Origin of the sequence: Sphingobacterium sp. ML3W (genome assembly GCF_000747525.1) — a bacterium.
Lineage (GTDB): Bacteria > Bacteroidota > Bacteroidia > Sphingobacteriales > Sphingobacteriaceae > Sphingobacterium.
This window is the reverse complement of record NZ_CP009278.1, coordinates 3,405,168-3,423,068: the sequence shown is the minus strand read 5'-3', so window position 1 is coordinate 3,423,068 and position 17,901 is coordinate 3,405,168. Positions and strand designations below refer to the sequence as shown.

Sequence of the window (17,901 nt, the reverse complement as noted above, 5' to 3'; positions counted from 1 at the left end):
TTTCGGTACGATTAGATCCTACTCTTCTTCTTGTAAAAAAGAAAACTGAATATGAGTAAAATAGCCATTGTAAAGATACAACTTAAACCAATAGTTGCTAGTGTATATTGGAAGTGTTTGAAACTGAATGTTTCCAACAAAATCAGTACGAAATGATGGATTAGAGTTCCAAAAAAGGTGTACGATAAAAACCATTTAAAATTCATCTCACCTAATATGGGTGTAATGAAACTATCCATATCGTTTTCTATCGTAATCTTTAAGAAAAATACACGATACGCAGCTAATGCGATGCATGCAGCTGCATTTACACCTAATGTATCATAAAAAGTATCGACAGCCAAGCCTGTTAATAAAGCAATGGAAAACAAAACAAAGTTTGGCATTCCAGTAGGAAGGAGGAAGATTATTAGAATATAAGGAAATGGAGTCGCTAGATTATAATAGCCAATATTTTTAAATAAAAATACCTGCATACTTATAAGTACTATAAATCGAATGATATTAAATAATAATATTCTAGCCATTGTCCTGATTCGTTTCTTCTAATTGTTTTAATTCTTTTGCTAATCGATCTTTAACGACATATACATGATCCAGATTTGAAAAATTGGTGCTTAATAAAATTCTTAAGTCCAGAAAAGAATCGCCAGAAGAGATCCCCGTTTCTACGACAGCTCCCACTAGAATACCTTTAGGAAAATGCCCGGAATAATCTGATGTAAAGACTTTTTCTGCAGTTTTAACTTTAACATGGTTTGGGATTTCTTTAACCATTGCAAATCTATAATCTACATTGTTTCCCCATACTAATGAACCAAAGACATCACTATGGTCTAAAGTAACAGAAATTTTAGTGTCTGGATGAAGGAGCGATTGAACTGTAGAAAAATGTGGTGTTACATTAAGAACAATACCTACTACACCATTAGGAGCGAGTACTCCCATCCCTTTTTCTATACCGTCCAAAGATCCCTTACTTAAAGTTAAGTAATTGCTTTTACGGTGGATACTGTTGTTGATGACACTTGCGGTGATAAATTCATAACGTCCAAAATCGCTACTATCAATAGCAGGTTGTAGCATCTTAACACTATCTGTAGTCAGGTAGTTCTCTAATTTAGCTCTTAAATTAGCATTTTCTTTAACCAATCCATCATTGGTTTCCGTTAGTGAAAGATAACTTTTCCAAGAATTTATCTTTTCATAGATATTACCTATGAAACTATTTGATGAGTTCAGTGCACTAGCGCGTTGAAAGGTGTTATTGGTGACAACCAGGAACATCGAAAATCCAAAAAATAGGATAAACCAAAAGAAAGCGTTGTAACGTCTAAGGAATAACCAGAGGGATTTCATTTTTTAATTATTATTGCTTTGCTATTTAATAAAGAAGCGATATAGTGAAAAATCAACTATATCGCATGTGTAATCTTATGACGTGGCAATTATGATTGCATTAAGAATTTAAATCTTCCGATATTCTTCAATGCTATTCCCGTACCACGTACAACTGCGCGAAGAGGATCTTCAGCGATATGTACCGGTAATTTTGTTTTAGCCTGAATTCTGCGATCTAAACCTCTCAATAAAGCACCTCCACCAGTCAAGTATATTCCCGTTTGATAGATATCTGCAGATAATTCTGGAGGAGTGATTTCCAATGCCTTCAAAATTGCTTCCTCAATTTTCGAAATAGATTTATCCAAACAATGTGCAATTTCGGTATACGATACAGTGATCTGCTTAGGAATACCGGTCATAAGATCACGACCCTGAACAGCGAAATCTTCAGGTGGATCCTGCAACTCAGGTAGAGCAGCTCCAACTTCAATTTTAATCTTTTCCGCAGTACGCTCACCAATCATGATATTATGCTGTCTACGAATGTATTGAACAATATCCGAATCGAAATTATCACCAGCGACACGGATTGATTGATCACAAACAATCCCAGAAAGCGCTATTACTGCAATTTCTGTAGTTCCCCCACCAATATCAATAATCATATTACCCATTGGTTCTTCAACATCGATTCCGATACCTACAGCTGCTGCCATTGGCTCATGAATCAAATAAACCTCTTTTGCACCTGCAATTTCTGCAGAATCACGTACGGCACGCTTTTCTACTTCAGTAATTCCTGAAGGAATACAAACAACCATTCTTAAAGAAGGAAAGAACCAACTTTTACCATTGTTAACTAATTTCACCATACCACGAATCAAATGTTCAGCGGCAGTGAAATCAGCAATAACACCATCCCGAAGGGGACGTACTGTTTTTATATTATCGTGTGTCTTACCCTCCATTTGCATTGCCTGACGTCCGATTGCAATTACTTTGTTAGTCGTACGATCAAAAGCTACAATTGAAGGTTCATCAACTACTACTTTGTCATTATAGATGATTAAGGTATTTGCGGTACCTAAATCGATGGCAACTTCTTGTGTAAACCAGTTAAATAAACCCATTTGCTGTATTTTAAGCTACTTTTTATGAATATGCAAACCTACTAAAAATTATTAGTTTTTGTGTGTAAGTCTTGATTTTTTTTATTGATAATTTAGAACTCTTTTGTGGAGCTTTAAGTTGATAACAAGTAAACGTTTAATTAAGCATTTTCTTATGTTTTAACTCCGAAATTAATTTTTCTGAACGTCAATGTAGTAATTAAAAGTGTCAATCTTTATATTTTCTTTTGATAGATTGGGTATATTTAATGTTTGATCGTCATTCGTGATATTAATTGCTTTTAAATTATTATCAGCTGTTCCAATGTAGATAGGCATTTCGAAATTATCAACTGTATTTTTCCATTTTGCTTTGATTTTTCCATCATCTTGATCCGTGATTATGAGAACTGGAATGGCTGTGGTTTTTACATATTGCTCAAATATTGAACTGAAATTAAAACCAGATTCTTGATTGATGTAATTGACTATATCATCGTAATTAACTTGTTGATGATAAAATTTTGAATTTAATCCACGAAGAATGTTGCGCCATTTATGGTCGTCAGCTATGATTGTCCGGATCATATTGTGCAGTACACCACCTTTGTTGTACATATCTCCGGATCCTTCATTGTTCACATGATACTGTCCCTGTAAAGGTGTTTTGTTTTGTATGCTTCGACGGTTTCCGTGGAGGTATTCCTGACCCGCTTTTTTACCAAAATAGTAGTCAATATATAGTGATTCCGAATAGTTAGTAAAGCTTTCGTGTATCCACATGTCAGCAATATCTGATGCAGTGATGTTATTGCCAAACCATTCGTGTCCCGCTTCGTGGATGATAATAAAATCCCACTTGAGCCCCCAACCTGTACCTGACCCATCTCTGCCCAGATAGCCATTTAAAAAACGATTGCCATATGCTATACCACTTTGATGCTCCATACCCAAGTGAGACGTTTCTACAAGTTTGAAACTGTCTTCATAAAAAGGGTAGGGGCCAAACCAATATTCAAAAGCGCTGAGCATCGGTTTAACATTCGCCTCGAAATGTGGTTTTGCCCGATTTTTATTTTCCCGTAGTACGTAGTAATCAATATCTAGCTTACCTTTTTCACCGCTAAAACTATCTTGAAAATGGACATAGTCTCCGATGTTGATTGCAATGTTGTAATTGTTTATGGGATTTGAGACAAACCAATTGAATTTGGACTTTTTCTTGCCAATGGTTTCAACACTTCTTAATCGACCATTTGAAACATTTATGAGATCTTTGGGGACAGTTACCGAGATGAGGACACTATCGGGTTCATCAGATTGATGATCTTTATTAGGCCACCACAAACTAGCTCCAACACCTTGATTTGCACTCGCTATCCAGGGTTTGTCATTACTGTCTTTTTTCCAGTCAAATCCTCCATCCCAAGGCGCGCGATTCGCTTGATGTGGAACCCCAGAGAAATAGACATTTATCGAATCTATACTCTTTGCCTTGATTTGTGAAGGGAAGTCTATAAATACAGCATTGAATTCACGGGTATATTTAAGTTTTTTTCCTTTATAAAGAATCTTATCGATAGCCATATTGTCAAATAGATCAATCTGAATACGATTGAAATCCGCTAAGGTCTTAAATTTGATAAGGTTATTCCCAGAAATACTTCTTTTTTTGATATCAACATCTATGTCAAGATGATAATAAGTGACATCATAACACGTCCTTAATGGGGTCAATTGACCTCGTAATGAATCTTTACGGGAAAACTCTTCTTTGTTGGATAATAATTGTGCCTTTGTAATAAAAGGGAGTAAAAAAAGAAATACGAATAAATAGGATAAATTTCTCAACACTTTATACTTTGATATAAATGCTAAATATAAGAGATTTTCATTGCTATTTAAAAATTAGCAATGGTTTTCCTTTAAAATCCTATTTCTTTTTTTTGTTGAAAAAGATTAATAAAGCCCAAAGTAGCTTATAAAGAGTAGTTTACAGGAGTTAAAAAACCAATCGGTAACGATTTGGTAATGGTGCTTACTGCATTCGCTTTCATATGATTGCCTTGTAAATCATTGAGGCAAATGTAATAAAAAATGGATAAAGTACATTGGTGCTTTATCCATTTTTTTCCACTCTATATGAAAAGTCGTCAAAAAAAATCCCCACAGTTGGGTGAACCTGTGAGATTGGTCTCGAAATAATTTCCAAATTTTGACATACCAACATTCGATACAGTTCCGAAACAAATAGTGGTAATTTCTAAATGATTAAACTATGCAGATCCTGTTGAGTAAAATTTTTTCGAAAATTCATCATCAGGAAGATAAACTATCTTCCCAGATGATGAGTACTGCGAAAGAGGCATATCAAATGACTTTGTTTTTAAACGAAATGTTATGTACCATAAAAGTCGAAACCTTAAAAAATAAATTTTCAGATGAACAACAAGAGATTGATTTTTTTAAAAATATCAAACCACAAATTTTAGGGAAACTCATTTATTACAATAAAATATTTCGGATTGAAACAACATGCCCAGTTAATAGTGGTAAAATTCACCAAAGTTATTACGAGAACGAACTAAAATGTCTAAAAATAAAATACAGAGACAGTATTTGTAATGAAAATTTTTATCGATATTATCGCTCTGGCCGTACAGATCGTGATTATACTTATTTTAGACTTGGGCAAATCAATTATCACGAAGGATTGAATAGTGACGTATTTGAAACTGACCTCACCTTTTCAACCTATTATGATAATAAAATAGCCCACATCATAGCCAACGAATTACTCTATACTTATTTGCTAACGAAAATCAGCCCTGACGAAGACCGTGATATGGTTCTGATAAACGGGAATGGAAACAAGGATATTTCTTGGACAAATTCTCAAAACGCACTTATTGAACTTGTATATGCTCTGTATGCTTCAAATTCCATTGCAGACAGAAAAATAGGCATCCGAAAATTAGCGTTGATTTTTCAGGTGCTATTCCGAACTCCCTTAAACGATATACATCACTCTTTCCACCGAATGAAAACACGGGCAGGTTCCCGGACTGCATTTTTAGATCAGCTCAAAATATCCCTCGAAGAATATATGGATAAAAACCTTTAGCTAAAGGTTAAACAGCAAGTCCAAAGCAGTACATTTCGTGTACTGCTTTGGACTTGCCCATATTTGCCAATTGGCAAATACTCTCAAAACTTCATTGTAAAATATCTCAAATACTCCAAAATCCTTTTAAACAAAGGTTTTCCCTAATTGTAAAAAATATCAAAAAAACGTCAAACCAATGGGTAAGGCTTGGCAGAAAGATATTGCCACCTTTCGGAGTTTTGCATAGTAAATTTTAAAAAGCTATGCAATGAAAATCATAACTATAGAAGAAGAAGCCTGGGTACAACTCAACAACCGTATCAATGCAATTGCCGACTACTTGAAAAGACAGGAAGATAAAAGCTATGATGACCTGTGGCTAAATAACCATGAAGTATGCCAGTACCTGCAAATCAGCGAGAAAACCCTTTGGCGTATGCGTAGCAAAGGCGAGATCGCCTATTCAAAAATGTATGGTCAATATTTCTACACCGTTGGGGCAATTAAAAATATGCTCAATGCTAATGCCGTACAGAGTACTGATGAGTTTGTGCAAGAACTTATGGCGAAAGGCAAAAGCTATATCGAAAAAGGCAGAAAGCTAAAGACAGACAAAAAATAGGTACAACCATTTAAAAATATATCCTTATGAATATTGATAGAATAGAATTTTTGGCGTGGATGGAACGTCTGATGGGGCGCTTTGATATGTTGGGCGACCATATTGATAATCTGCAAAAGAAACGTAACAGTATAGACGGGGAAGAATTGCTAGATAATCAGGATCTACTTCAAATGCTAAAAATCAGTAACCGTTCCCTTCAACGATACCGCTCTATTGGTAAGCTGCCCTATTATACTATAAGCGGTAAGCTGTATTACAAACTTTCTGATGTCCATCAGTTCATTAGAGAGAGTTTTAATCCACCATCCACAAAACCATGATGCCTTTGAGCGACAAACACTTCCTTCCAGTGCCAATTAGCGCAATGCAGTGAGGTGTTATTTTACTTTTGAAGTTGAATTTTAAATTTTTAAGATTATGAGTGAAGAAACTTTAAATAAAACTGAAATTACTGAGCAATTATCTGATATTCTGCTTGTACTGGATAAAGAAAAAATGAAAATTCAGGCAGTAAAGAGCATTGATGAAAACGGGAAAATGGAAACCGTTGATCCCACCAAGAAGAACGAAAATCAATTTATGCGTGTGGATAAAAGCGGTGATTTTTTTTCCAATTTCTTCTCCAATTTTTTCAGTCAGCTGAATAACCCGACCAACTTCACCTTTTTTAAAGTGCCCGCACCTGTTGCCGTTGATGTAGCAAATGATATGCAGAAGCAGGTAAACAATCCAACTCCTGATGGAGAAAAAATAATGAAGGAACACGAGGTTAAACCTGAGCAGCCACAAGAACAGAAACAAGAAAATCAAAATAATATGGAAACAACACAGACAATATCGGAAACAAGCGAAAACCGCTATAAACCGGAACAAATTGATTGGGACACTATGAACAATCTCGGATTGGGCAAAGAACGTCTTGAAAAAATGAATCTGTTAGAACCTTTATTAAAAGGTTATAAAACCAATCAACTCGTGCCGATAAGTGTCAATCTAGGTGGTGCCATTGTCCGTACAGATGCCCGTCTCTCTTTACAGCCTACTGAAGACGGAAAGGTTGTAGCAGCAATACATGGTATCAGAAAAGAACCTAACCTACATTTTGAATTTTTCGGACACAAATTTACGGACGAAGACAAAAAGAACCTACTCGAAACGGGTAATATGGGACGTGTGGTTGATTTGAAAAATACCAAAACAGGAGAATTGATGCCGTCCATTATCAGTATAGACAGGCTAACAAATGATGTAATTGCATTACGGACGGATTTCATAAAAATTCCCGATGAAATTAAGGGGGTAAAGTTGGACGATACCCAAAAGCAAACTTTAATGGATGGTAAACCGCTTCAATTGGAGGGGATGATTTCTAAAAAAGGAACGGAGTTCTTGGCAACCGTACAGTTCAATGCGGATAAACGCTATGTAGAGTTTTTGTTTGACAGAAGTAATTCTAAACAACAATCGCAAGACAGCAAACAAAACATTCAGCAAAGCCAAAGTCAGTCGCAGGAAACTCCAAAAACATTCAGAGGTAAAAAACTTGATGATGAGCAGTACAATAAGTTCAAAGCCGGACAAACCGTTTATGTAGATGGTCTGATAGATAAAAAAGGACAAAAATATCAGGGTTATATCACACTCAACCAAGAATCGGGCAAAACAGATTTCTCCTTCCAAAATCCCGACAAGCTCAAAGCCCAGGCAAAACCTACCGAAGTCCATAAAACGCAGACTGCCGTCAATTCGGAGGGGAAAACCAATGAAGCGACCAAAAACATGAACGAACCTTTGAAGTCTGGACAACAAAGACCGAAAAACAAACAGCAGCAGGAACAACAGGAAAAGTCCAAAGCTCCTGCTAAGTCCAAAGGTGTAAAAAGGTAGTGAACTATGAAATGCCTTTAGGCATTCCATGTGACCAATGAAAAACAATTAAAATATTCACATGAAAACAATTATTGCAGAAAAACCAAGCGTAGCAAGGGAAATAGCCTTACTTGTGGGAGCGTCCGATAAAAAGGATGGCTACCTGACAGGTAACGGCTATTTTGTTACGTGGGCATTCGGACACCTCATAGGATTGGGAATGCCTGAAGATTACGGAATTTCAGGTTTTGACAAAGGATCTTTGCCGATACTTCCGTACCCATTTTTACTGACTGTCCGCAAAGTCAAAAAAGAAAAAAGCTATGCAACCGATACAAGAGCATTGAAACAACTGAAAGTAATCAGAGAACTATTTGATAAATGCGACAACATTATTGTCGCTACCGATGCTGGTCGTGAGGGTGAACTTATCTTCAGGTATATTTATGAATACCTCAAATGTGACAAACCTTTTGAACGGCTTTGGATAAGTTCGCTTACCGAAAAAGCCATCAAAAAAGGCTTTGACAATCTGAAAGACGGGGCAGCATTTGACGGATTATATCAGGCGGCACAAGTCAGAAGCCGTGCCGATTGGTTGGTTGGCATCAATGCCACGCAGGCACTGAGCATAGCTGCAGGAAACGGAGTTTACTCGCTTGGAAGAGTACAAACACCTACACTTGCTTTGATATGTAAGCGTTATCTCGAAAACAAAAAATTCTCGGTGCAGCAATACTGGCAGATACAGTTATTGCACAACAAAGAATTGATAGATTTTAAAAGCCTTTCTAAAACTAAATGGGAAGAAGTAAAACTTGCTAATGATACATTGAAAGCCATTCAGCGAAGCGATACGGCAACGATTACATTGGTAGAAACTAAAAGTGTTACAGAGCAACCGCCTTTGTTGTTTGACCTTACTGGACTACAAAAGGAAGCAAACAAAAAACTCAACCTTTCTGCCGAAGAAACGCTCAACATTGCCCAAAGTTTGTACGAAAAGAAATTCATCACTTATCCACGTACCGGAAGCAGATATATCCCTGAAGATGTATGGGCAGAAATCCCCACACTTGTAAGGGCTTTACAGGACAAAGAAACCTGTAAGCAAGCCGTATCAAAAATGAAATGGGGACGTTTCAATAAACGCATCGTGAACGATTTGCGTGTTACTGACCACCACGGTTTGTTGGTTACGGATAAAATTCCATCGGCACTTAATGCTAAAGAAAATGCAGTGTATGATATGATTGCTTTTCGGTTACTCGAAGCCCTTTCACAAGCTTGTATTAAAGAGCTGACTGATGTGACTTTACAGGTATTTCATTATGATTTTACGGTAAAAGGCAGTAAGATCATTGAATCCGGTTGGCGTTCAATCAAAGGAAATTTTACAGATGAAGACACCGAACCTGTACAGGATCTGCCGGAATTGAAAAAGGGCAATGAAATCAAAATCAAGGAAGCTTCCATTTTGAAAAAGCAAACCAAACCACCAATGCTTTACACCGAAGCAGGTCTACTATCTGCAATGGAAAATGCAGGAAAAGAAATGAGGAATGAGGAAGAACGAAAAGCCCTTCACAATATTGGGATTGGCACCCCTGCAACAAGAGCATCCATAATCGAAACGCTTTTTACCCGCAATTATATCCAACGGGAAAAGAAATCGCTGATACCAACTGAAAAAGGATTGCAGGTATATGATTTGGTTAAGTATAGAAAAATTGCAGATGTGGCTATGACTGCCGAATGGGAATTAGCTTTGCAGAAAATCGAAAATAACGAAGCTGATGCGAGAGCATTTCAAAAAGAGATGGAAACCTATGCATCATCTATTACCGACGAATTGTTGCAAACTTCCATTCCCAAAGACAACTTACCCAAACTTACTTGCCCGAAATGTAAAAGCCAGCAACTCATTATTGGGGATAAGATTGTTAAGTGTCTCTATGAAGTTTGTAACTGGGTACAGTTCCGCAATGTGTGTGGCGTACAAATCAGCATCGCTAATATTGAAAACCTCGTTAATAAAGGCAAAACAACTCTGATTAAAGGGATGAAAAGCAAAGCCGGAAAGAAGTTCGATGCCTACATCGTATTAAATGATAAAGCTGAAAGTTCCTTTGAATTTGAGAAAAACAAGAATTATAAAAAGTAATGGAAAATAAACCTCTTATCTCTCCCAAAGAAATCAGAAACCTGATTTATGCTATACGTGACAAGCAGGTAATGCTGGATAACGACCTTGCTTCCTTATACCAGGTGGAAACAAAGAACCTTAACAAAGCCGTAAAAAGAAATATTGAAAGGTTTCCTGCTTCTTTTTGCTTTCAACTGACTGAAGAGGAAGTTGAAAACTTGAGGTTCCAAATTGGAACCTCAAGTTTAAGCTATGGCGGAAGACGTTATTTGCCCTACGTTTTTACCGAACAAGGGGTCGCAATGGCTTCTGCAATACTCCGTTCAGATATTGCCGTTAAAGTCAGTGTTGAAATTATGGAAGCCTTTGTGGAAATGCGTAGAATGCTTATTAGCAATGCTTCACTGTTTCATCGTTTGGATAAAATTGAACTAAAGCAATTAGAAGCCAACCAAAAATTTGAAGAGATTTTTAAGGCTTTGGAAAGCGACAAGATCCACAGCGAAAAAGGCATCTTCTACAACGGGCAGGTTTTCGATGCTTACGCCTTCGTGTCGGATATTACACGAAGTGCCAAAAGCTCCATTATCCTTTTGGATAATTATGTGGATGATACTGTGCTGACCCTGTTGGGTAAACGGAACACGAATGTAACAGCAACAATCTATACTAAAAGCATCAGCAATCAGCTACGGTTGGACTTGCAACGGTACAATAGCCAATATCTGCCTATTGAAGTTGAGCAATTTTCGGATGCCCACGACCGTTTTTTGATAATTGATAATTCAGAACTCTATCACATCGGGGCTTCACTCAAAGACCTGGGCAAAAAATGGTTCGCCTTTTCGAGAATGGATATTGAGGTGAGTCGAATGCTGCAAATCTTAAATAAACAATAATGGTAGCATTGGTTATTCTTTATCTTGCTCATCCATTTTCTTTATCAGTGCATCACGCAGGCTGTCAAGGAATTTTGTTCTGTTAATTTTTCTGGATTTAAGTTCCATAAATGTATGATAAAAGTCACCCAAATCAATATTAAAAAATCTTTCAAACGTTTTGGCAATAAGTTTAATATCTGTATTTCCATTGTCAAATACACCCTGATAATGCAAGGAGTATATCAGCTCTATCAACGCAGTCTTGCTCCCAGTCCAGCTAATATTCATGTTGGGTAGTTGTTTGGATACTGGATGCTGCTTGTTTAAATAAAGTTGATCTTCTAAATAAACCTGTATTAGATCATTAGCTATTATTTTGGCAACTTTATAATCGTAAGAAGTTGAAAAATTATGATCTGATTCAAAATAGTAGGTGTCGAGATTTAATTTAATGTCATATTTACCACGAACAAAATATTTTTCATCAAGATAAATACTATTTGTTCGATAGTATTTATAAAACTCAAGGTTATTATCAAAGTATCTTTTGAGCTTTCTTAATTCACTATTAAGGTACTTCTTTATAAGTTTTGTTCCGCCATAAGGCTTTCTTGTCCCAATTTTGTAAATGGCATTATAGTAGATGAGCTTTGAAACAATACTAGGTTTTTGATATTTAAAAAAATGAATTTCTTCATTTATACTCTTAAAACCTCTTTTTAAGACATAATCTTTTATGTCTGACAAACACGTAACAATAAGACATATAATAGCTTCTACCTGTTGTATGGAGGAATCGGATTCAATCTCAAGCTCTTTGATTTCAGTTTTCAAAGCATTAAGCTGTTTCTTATAAAAATTGTCCATTCAGTTAGCATGAATATTATAATAGATTGCACTTACTACTGTTTATTACTCATTTTTAGAAGTTTCCTTTATGCGGAAAATTACTTAGTATTTTATTGGATTAAATATAGGATTGCTTACAGAACTAGTCACTTTCGAACTAGATATAGTAAGCTATATCTTTGGGGTTAATAAAAGAATTTTAGTAAAAATATTTAACGACTTGATTTTAAATTGTTAAGTTCAGCAATGTATTTTTTTGCATTGCTATTTTCGGGGTTTAACTCGAGTGATTTTTTATAATTAACAAGTGCCTTTTTGTAATTCTTATCACTAAAATAGACCTCTCCAAGACTGTCATATAAGTTTGCATTTTTTGAATCTTCTGAAATTGCAAGTTCAAATATTTCTATTGCCTTTTGTATTTGATGACCAGAGAGTAATTCATATCCAAAATTATTTAATTGTAAACTTCCTGCTGTATAATTAGACGTATCTTTTTTTAATTTTTTATAATTCTCAGCTGCTTTTACAAAATCAGTCATAAACTCTTTTTGTAATAATGAAACCAAATTGATCTTTGGGTAATTAATTAAATCGGTTTCAATTTTATTGTACAGACTTGTCCAATCTTTTTGTGCTGCATCAGAGTTATTATTCATAATTAATATCAATCCATAATGAGAATCCGGGCAAATCAAAACACCGCTTTGCACCCCATTTGAAGTACCTGTTTTGCCATAATAGAACCCTTCTTTTTTGCCGAATCCAACATCCCACAAATATCCCTTATCATCATTATCTACTTCTTCTTTAAATAAAAGACGTGTAGATTCTTTGATGAATGGGTTATTACTTTCCAATTGAAATTGCATGAATTTCGTAAGGTCAGGTAAATTGCTGATCATTCCATAAGCCCCTCCCAATAGAGGGTTTTTGTCTAATGGCGCCAATTTTTTGTATTCACCATAACTATTGGCTAGCTGTTTTTTATGTTTTTCGTAATCTTGCAAATAGGTGTTCTCCATTTTTACTTCTGTCAGGAAATCTTGTAAGATATCACCATAAGATTTATGATAAACTTGTTCTAAAATATAGGCAACTAATTCTGGACCTACAGAATTGTAGCTGTAAAATGTTCCAGGTTTCTTATCTAATACAACCGTTTTAAGCTCTTCCAACAGATTGGACATGTTATAATTAAAAGGTCTGTTTTCATAGTAACCTTTGTTTGTTTTTTTATTGACTTTTTCTAATTTTTTGGGTGTCTTGTTTTTAAAACCAAGCGTATGGGTCAATAGATCTTTAATCGTAATGGGAATATTCTCAAATTGTAAGTTTGGATAATTACCTGCTAAATATTTTCTAATATCGTCATCCAATGTTATCTTTTTCTCTACAACTGCTTTGGCAGCTAAAGAACCTGCAAAGGTTTTTGAAATAGAAGCAATTTCATACAGTGTGCTATCATCAGGTTTGTTGCCTGAATTTTTGTCTGTTTCACCATAATACTGTTGATAGATTTTACCATCTTTGTAAATAGCTATTGCCAGCGAATTGATATTCCCTTTTTTCAACGTATCTTCGGCATATTGATCTATTATACTACTAAGGTTTTTAAAAGAATCATCTTTAGCATTTCCTTTTTGCTCTTTGACCTTCCGAAGCATTTCAACAGCATTTTCGTTTTTAGGGTCAATTGCTAATGACCTGCTGTAATTTTTAATGGCATTATGCCAATCTTTGATTTCAAAATAAGCTTCTCCCAAACTATCGTACAAATCTGCATTATTGGGCAGTAAACGAACCGCATACTCAAAAACCTTGATGGCAGCTTTAGGATTTTTTTTGTCTTTTAACCATTCATAGCCGATTACATTCATATCGTCGGAAAAGTCCAGTTGCTCAAGTTCCTTTTCGGAAAATTTTGTATTGCCTATCAGCTCTTCAACAAACAATGTTGGATTTTCCGGATTGTTGTATTTCAAATAATGTTTATATCCAATAGATTCTTTGGGAAATAAATCAGCAATCATGATTTTAGTATTGCCTTTTTTTAATTCCTTTTTTAAATCAATTTCTACAAACTGTGTATAATCGTGAAAGAAATACACCCTTATTTTTAAAGAATTCAAATCATAAATTGTCGAATACTGCGTCGCTGATATTGATTTTTTTTGGGAAAAATGTCCCATTGCTTCCCCACAATAGTCAAGCGTTGCTTTGCCGCTTGAAGCATCAATGAATTTTTGTCCGTTTTGAAAGTAGTCGAGTTTGACCTCGCTTAATTCTTTAGTTTGAGAATAATAGAAATTGGAAAACGACTTTTCTGACTCCTTGCCAATAATCATTTCATCGCCTTCTACTATAAGATAAGCACCAGATTTGTCTACAAACACAAGCATGCTGTTGGTGAGAGAAGATAAATTGATGGTCTGCAGATAAGATTTAACCTCTTCCACACTGCTCATTGTCTGCATCACCTGCCTAATCGCTTTTCCTATAGTAACTTTTGCTTTTCCTGCAGTATTATTTATCGCTAAATAAGGTGCATAAAAACCATCAAACATCAACCCTTTTTCATTAATGGCGCCTTGCGCGAAGTTATTGAGCTGTCCCATGTACATTACGCCTAATCTATCTACCTTTGCAGTTTCATACCAAAATTGACTATTCGGACTTATATAATCTTCATTGTTTCCAACAATAGTTTTGCCATTTTTAGTAATCTTGTACATCGTACAAGCAGCTCCTTCTATTGAAATAGATAAGAAGATTATAATGATTAAGGATGTAACTTTATTACTCATAAGGATGTTTTTAATTGCATTTATTGCTTACTCGATTTAAATATTTCAATTTTATTTTCACGGATTATAACCTCTTGTCCTTCGGAGTTTAAGAATACCATTATAGCAGTATTTGAGACATTTACCTTAAATACTAATTCAGCACTTTTAACAGCACCATTTTTATATAATTCCTGATAAACCTTCAGAATTTCTTGCTCATTAAAAATTACTGATCCTCCATAACGTTGTCCAGTAGAATCTCGCCATCCTAAATTCACCATTCTAGGAACAGCTCTTGGACTAAATGTTCTATTTTTAAACGTCTCATAAATAAATTCCTCCTGCTCGCCATTTAGCATAATGAAAAAGGAATTAATTGCTTCACCACCATTAGGAATTGAATAGCTTGGTTTCCAATTGTATTTTTTTCTATACGTATCCCATAGCCCAAAGGGTATGGGTTTATTTTTGTTAGCTTCTCGCACTTCTAGAGGCACAATTTTTTCATTAAACATAATGGACTTGCGATAATCTGGGTTAAATAATAACTTCTCGTGGCTATCTAGCTTCGCAATTTCTTGCTCTGGTATAACTATTTTTTTTCCTTCATATCGACTTACCTCAATTTGTTTTCCAGCACCAAAAAGCCATACAACAACAACTCCACCTGGAGCAAAGCCTACAACTATAGTTGAATACGTCATTTTTTTATGTGTAAAACTATCGAGATAACCTTCCTCAAATAAGGCGAGTATTTTATCATAATCAAGCTTTGTATCGATATGATAAAAGGTATCTTCTGCATAAGAAAGCCATACAACATCCAAACGATTTGGTAATGGTTTAATACCCGAACTCATGCTACCTCCTATGTGCCCCCAGCCATAAGTTCCAGTATGTGTACCTAGATAAAGACTAGTAGAGCCTTTATTTGACTCTAATCCACCTTCATAAACATCAACAGGATATCCCAAAGGACAAGTGATTGTTTCCCGCCACTTAAATTCTTTAGTTGCTCCGGTTGTATTTTGACTCATAGTGGTGTTTGCTTTTTTTTCCTGACATGAAACAAAATTCGAGCAAAAAAAGCTGATGAATAATACGAATCTAATTTTGTACATAAATATTGTCTTTTGTCCATATATAACAACTAATACAGCTGCATTTACAACTATCGTATAATCTCAAATGCATTACTGCCTTTGGGTTTGTGCAATCGCATTCTAAATCCTGCCGTTCCTTTTACTTCTCGTTTTAAATAATCATCATAAATTGCTGTTTCAAAGCGTAGTACTTGATCTAATTTGACATTTACACTATCCTTTGGTTCTAATGTTGCAATTCGTCCATTGGCATAAAACTTTAGTTTATAATCCTCAATAGCATGAACTTTATTTTCATTTCCAAACATCTGATTTATACCGTCAATCATCTTCTTAAAATCTTTTTGATTATAATAGTGTGATTGTGCTATTTCTTTCAAACGGGGCTCCACTAATATCCTAAAGCTTTCTTGATCTCGCTTTCCATATATATTTTTTACTTGCTGGTAAAATGCCACTACTTCTTTTTCTAATTTTGATAAATCTTGGTCGTTTCCATTTAAAACTTGGCTGTTTTCCCATCCTTGTACGGTATAGGGAACATCGGCCTGAAATGTGAACGTTTTTTCAAAAACAGGTAATCCGGCATATTGGAAATATCCACCATATTCTACGTCTGTTTTGCCTTCTTTTGGCACTATTGGGGTTTCATATTCGACCAGAACTTTCTTTTCCTTTTCAAAATTTTTGTATGTTTTTAAATTTGCTATTCTTGCAATCTTAAGTTTCATACTTGTTTCCTTGGACAGCGTATTGCCCTCTTCTGGAAGTAATCGAACGGTTACTTTTTGCTCACCACTTTTTAAAATATATTCGTTTAAATCTAAGGGGTAAAACGTGGTGAGTTCTTCTGCTCCATAATTTTTATAAATGGCAATATCGTTTACAAAAACCTCTATATTACAAAAATAGCTGTTAAACATAATGAAATATCCTGGCTCTTTATCGTAGTGTTTTACCTGTTTTTCTAATGCTAAAATTTTCTTTTCGGTCATTCCATTTGCTTTTTGTCCACAACTGCTATTTACCATAGCTAATAAAACAAAAACGTTGAACGCCACTTTATATAGTGATTTGTACATATTTCGGTCTACTCTTCTAATTTTTTCAACATTTCCATATAACTTTTACTCAAATTCTGGACACGGATGTATTCTAATTTGTAGTTTGTAAAGAACAAAACAATTCTGTACAATTTTCCATTACATTCTTTATCCGTTACTTGAAAATATACTCCATCTTTGCCTTCCGTTGTTAAGGTTTCATCTATCATATTCACGTTTCGATCCCAAAAAGTAAAAATATCCAGCTTTTTGGTTTGCTCCCTATATTCATTAATTTTTTGCAAATTCATATCGCCAGATATAGGTACACCTTGTACATTGACCACGCCTTTAAATGTATGGTAAGGATAAAAATATTGTTCGGGGTTGTAAGTTTCTTCTAAATCTTTTTTAATTTGAGCTTTCAGTGTTTCGGTCATCGGTAAATTAGCCGCTTTATATTCTTTTTCGATAGTTTCAAAAGGTTTCATGTTGACACTATGCGCTCTACTTAATTCTCCAGCTTTACCTTCTGGGCTATCTAAATTGGTAAAGAAAATATAAAAAGCAGCTTCCTTATCGGATGTGTCATCTATTGATACGGCTACGCCCAAATCATCAAACATACCAAATAGCGGGCGACTGCTTTTTTGTCCCAATACCTTTTCCCAGGCTTCAATATTTTCCCCAAACGGCAATTGTTTTCCACTATAAGTTACCCCACAATCCGTAATTTTTATTAACGCATTTTCTATAGGTAAAGGGATTGTTTTTTGCGGCTTCGGTTGGCAAGCCGTTAATCCTACACAAAACATGATGCCGAATATTATGGATTTTATCAAATCTTTAAATTTAGATGAGAGATAAAGATGACCAATTAAATTGGATCGATGGCGGAAAATTTGTCAATGCCATTACTTGGTGAAGGAGCGTTGCTATTGGGTAAAGAAAAAAAAGGCTCATCCTAAAAAATTATTTTTCTAAGCAGTCTTGTACGGTGCCATTCTTTACAATCAGCTATAAACAATATCCTTTTA

General features: G+C 35.2%; 15 protein-coding genes. 6 read left to right on the top strand and 9 right to left on the bottom strand.

Annotated elements, in window-relative coordinates:
• Positions 1–11: 11 nt before the first annotated feature.
• The 4 genes from KO02_RS14715 to KO02_RS14700 all read right to left on the bottom strand — a co-directional run bounded on the left by KO02_RS14715 (position 12) and on the right by KO02_RS14700 (position 4,304).
• Positions 12–527, bottom strand: coding sequence for a hypothetical protein (locus KO02_RS14715; RefSeq protein WP_038699453.1), 516 nt, complete (start codon positions 525–527; stop codon positions 12–14).
• On the bottom strand, positions 520–1,359 hold the full coding sequence (gene mreC / locus KO02_RS14710) for a rod shape-determining protein MreC (protein WP_038699451.1): 840 nt from the start codon (positions 1,357–1,359) through the stop codon (positions 520–522). The genes KO02_RS14715 and mreC overlap by 8 nt, the downstream gene beginning before the upstream one ends.
• 89 nt (positions 1,360–1,448) lie before the next feature.
• Positions 1,449–2,474 carry a rod shape-determining protein gene (locus KO02_RS14705; protein ID WP_021191193.1) on the bottom strand — a complete coding sequence of 342 codons (1,026 nt, stop codon included), beginning with the start codon at positions 2,472–2,474 and terminating at the stop codon, positions 1,449–1,451.
• A 171-nt stretch (positions 2,475–2,645) separates the two neighbouring features.
• Complete coding sequence (locus KO02_RS14700; RefSeq protein ID WP_038702754.1) at positions 2,646–4,304, bottom strand: M1 family metallopeptidase; 1,659 nt, start codon at positions 4,302–4,304, stop codon at positions 2,646–2,648.
• 427 nt (positions 4,305–4,731) lie between these two features.
• Between KO02_RS14700 and KO02_RS14695 the strand changes: the two genes are divergently transcribed.
• The 6 genes from KO02_RS14695 (at position 4,732) to KO02_RS14670 (ending at position 11,098) form a co-directional block, all read left to right on the top strand.
• Positions 4,732–5,577, top strand: coding sequence for an RteC domain-containing protein (locus KO02_RS14695; protein ID WP_038699449.1), 846 nt, complete (start codon positions 4,732–4,734; stop codon positions 5,575–5,577).
• Between the two features lie 250 nt (positions 5,578–5,827).
• Entirely contained in the window at positions 5,828–6,181 is a 354-nt protein-coding gene (locus KO02_RS14690; RefSeq protein WP_038699447.1) for a helix-turn-helix domain-containing protein, read from the top strand.
• 26 nt (positions 6,182–6,207) lie between these two features.
• A complete protein-coding gene (locus tag KO02_RS14685) occupies positions 6,208–6,504 on the top strand; it encodes a helix-turn-helix domain-containing protein (RefSeq protein WP_038699445.1) in 297 nt (98 codons plus the stop codon).
• 97 nt (positions 6,505–6,601) lie between these two features.
• A complete protein-coding gene (locus tag KO02_RS14680) occupies positions 6,602–8,071 on the top strand; it encodes a DUF3945 domain-containing protein (RefSeq protein WP_038699443.1) in 1,470 nt (489 codons plus the stop codon).
• Between the two features lie 61 nt (positions 8,072–8,132).
• Entirely contained in the window at positions 8,133–10,217 is a 2,085-nt protein-coding gene (locus tag KO02_RS14675; protein WP_038699441.1) for a type IA DNA topoisomerase, read from the top strand.
• Positions 10,217–11,098, top strand: coding sequence for an ORF6N domain-containing protein (locus tag KO02_RS14670; RefSeq protein WP_038699438.1), 882 nt, complete (start codon positions 10,217–10,219; stop codon positions 11,096–11,098). The genes KO02_RS14675 and KO02_RS14670 overlap by 1 nt, the downstream gene beginning before the upstream one ends.
• A gap of 12 nt (positions 11,099–11,110) precedes the next feature.
• Here KO02_RS14670 and KO02_RS14665 read toward each other — a convergent pair whose 3' ends face one another.
• The 5 genes from KO02_RS14665 to KO02_RS14640 form a co-directional block, all read right to left on the bottom strand.
• Positions 11,111–11,947: an RteC domain-containing protein gene (locus KO02_RS14665; RefSeq protein ID WP_038699436.1), complete on the bottom strand. Its 837-nt coding sequence runs from the start codon at positions 11,945–11,947 to the stop codon at positions 11,111–11,113.
• A 194-nt stretch (positions 11,948–12,141) separates the two neighbouring features.
• Positions 12,142–14,736 (bottom strand): serine hydrolase, encoded by a 2,595-nt coding sequence (locus KO02_RS23355; RefSeq protein WP_081918394.1) that lies wholly within the window; start codon positions 14,734–14,736, stop codon positions 12,142–12,144.
• Between the two features lie 20 nt (positions 14,737–14,756).
• Entirely contained in the window at positions 14,757–15,755 is a 999-nt protein-coding gene (locus KO02_RS22875) for a DUF2931 family protein (protein ID WP_051959953.1), read from the bottom strand.
• A 134-nt stretch (positions 15,756–15,889) separates the two neighbouring features.
• Positions 15,890–16,903 carry a hypothetical protein gene (locus tag KO02_RS14645; protein ID WP_038699434.1) on the bottom strand — a complete coding sequence of 338 codons (1,014 nt, stop codon included), beginning with the start codon at positions 16,901–16,903 and terminating at the stop codon, positions 15,890–15,892.
• A gap of 8 nt (positions 16,904–16,911) precedes the next feature.
• Positions 16,912–17,679, bottom strand: a complete 768-nt coding sequence (locus tag KO02_RS14640) for a hypothetical protein (RefSeq protein WP_038699432.1) — start codon at positions 17,677–17,679, stop codon at positions 16,912–16,914.
• Between the last annotated feature and the right edge of the window lie 222 nt (positions 17,680–17,901).

What these genes read in the sequence shown, in the direction of transcription:
- KO02_RS14685 (WP_038699445.1), top strand. Translation starts at nt 6,208, where the DNA reads ATGAATATTGATAGAATAGAATTTTTGGCGTGGATGGAACGTCTGATG.
- mreC (WP_038699451.1), bottom strand. Translation starts at nt 1,359, where the DNA reads ATGAAATCCCTCTGGTTATTCCTTAGACGTTACAACGCTTTCTTTTGG.
- KO02_RS14645 (WP_038699434.1), bottom strand. Translation starts at nt 16,903, where the DNA reads ATGTACAAATCACTATATAAAGTGGCGTTCAACGTTTTTGTTTTATTA.
- KO02_RS14640 (WP_038699432.1), bottom strand. Translation starts at nt 17,679, where the DNA reads ATGTTTTGTGTAGGATTAACGGCTTGCCAACCGAAGCCGCAAAAAACA.
- KO02_RS22875 (WP_051959953.1), bottom strand. Translation starts at nt 15,755, where the DNA reads ATGAGTCAAAATACAACCGGAGCAACTAAAGAATTTAAGTGGCGGGAA.
- KO02_RS14715 (WP_038699453.1), bottom strand. Translation starts at nt 527, where the DNA reads ATGGCTAGAATATTATTATTTAATATCATTCGATTTATAGTACTTATA.
- KO02_RS14695 (WP_038699449.1), top strand. Translation starts at nt 4,732, where the DNA reads ATGCAGATCCTGTTGAGTAAAATTTTTTCGAAAATTCATCATCAGGAA.
- KO02_RS14675 (WP_038699441.1), top strand. Translation starts at nt 8,133, where the DNA reads ATGAAAACAATTATTGCAGAAAAACCAAGCGTAGCAAGGGAAATAGCC.
- KO02_RS14690 (WP_038699447.1), top strand. Translation starts at nt 5,828, where the DNA reads ATGAAAATCATAACTATAGAAGAAGAAGCCTGGGTACAACTCAACAAC.
- KO02_RS14705 (WP_021191193.1), bottom strand. Translation starts at nt 2,474, where the DNA reads ATGGGTTTATTTAACTGGTTTACACAAGAAGTTGCCATCGATTTAGGT.
- KO02_RS14665 (WP_038699436.1), bottom strand. Translation starts at nt 11,947, where the DNA reads ATGGACAATTTTTATAAGAAACAGCTTAATGCTTTGAAAACTGAAATC.
- KO02_RS23355 (WP_081918394.1), bottom strand. Translation starts at nt 14,736, where the DNA reads ATGAGTAATAAAGTTACATCCTTAATCATTATAATCTTCTTATCTATT.
- KO02_RS14670 (WP_038699438.1), top strand. Translation starts at nt 10,217, where the DNA reads ATGGAAAATAAACCTCTTATCTCTCCCAAAGAAATCAGAAACCTGATT.
- KO02_RS14680 (WP_038699443.1), top strand. Translation starts at nt 6,602, where the DNA reads ATGAGTGAAGAAACTTTAAATAAAACTGAAATTACTGAGCAATTATCT.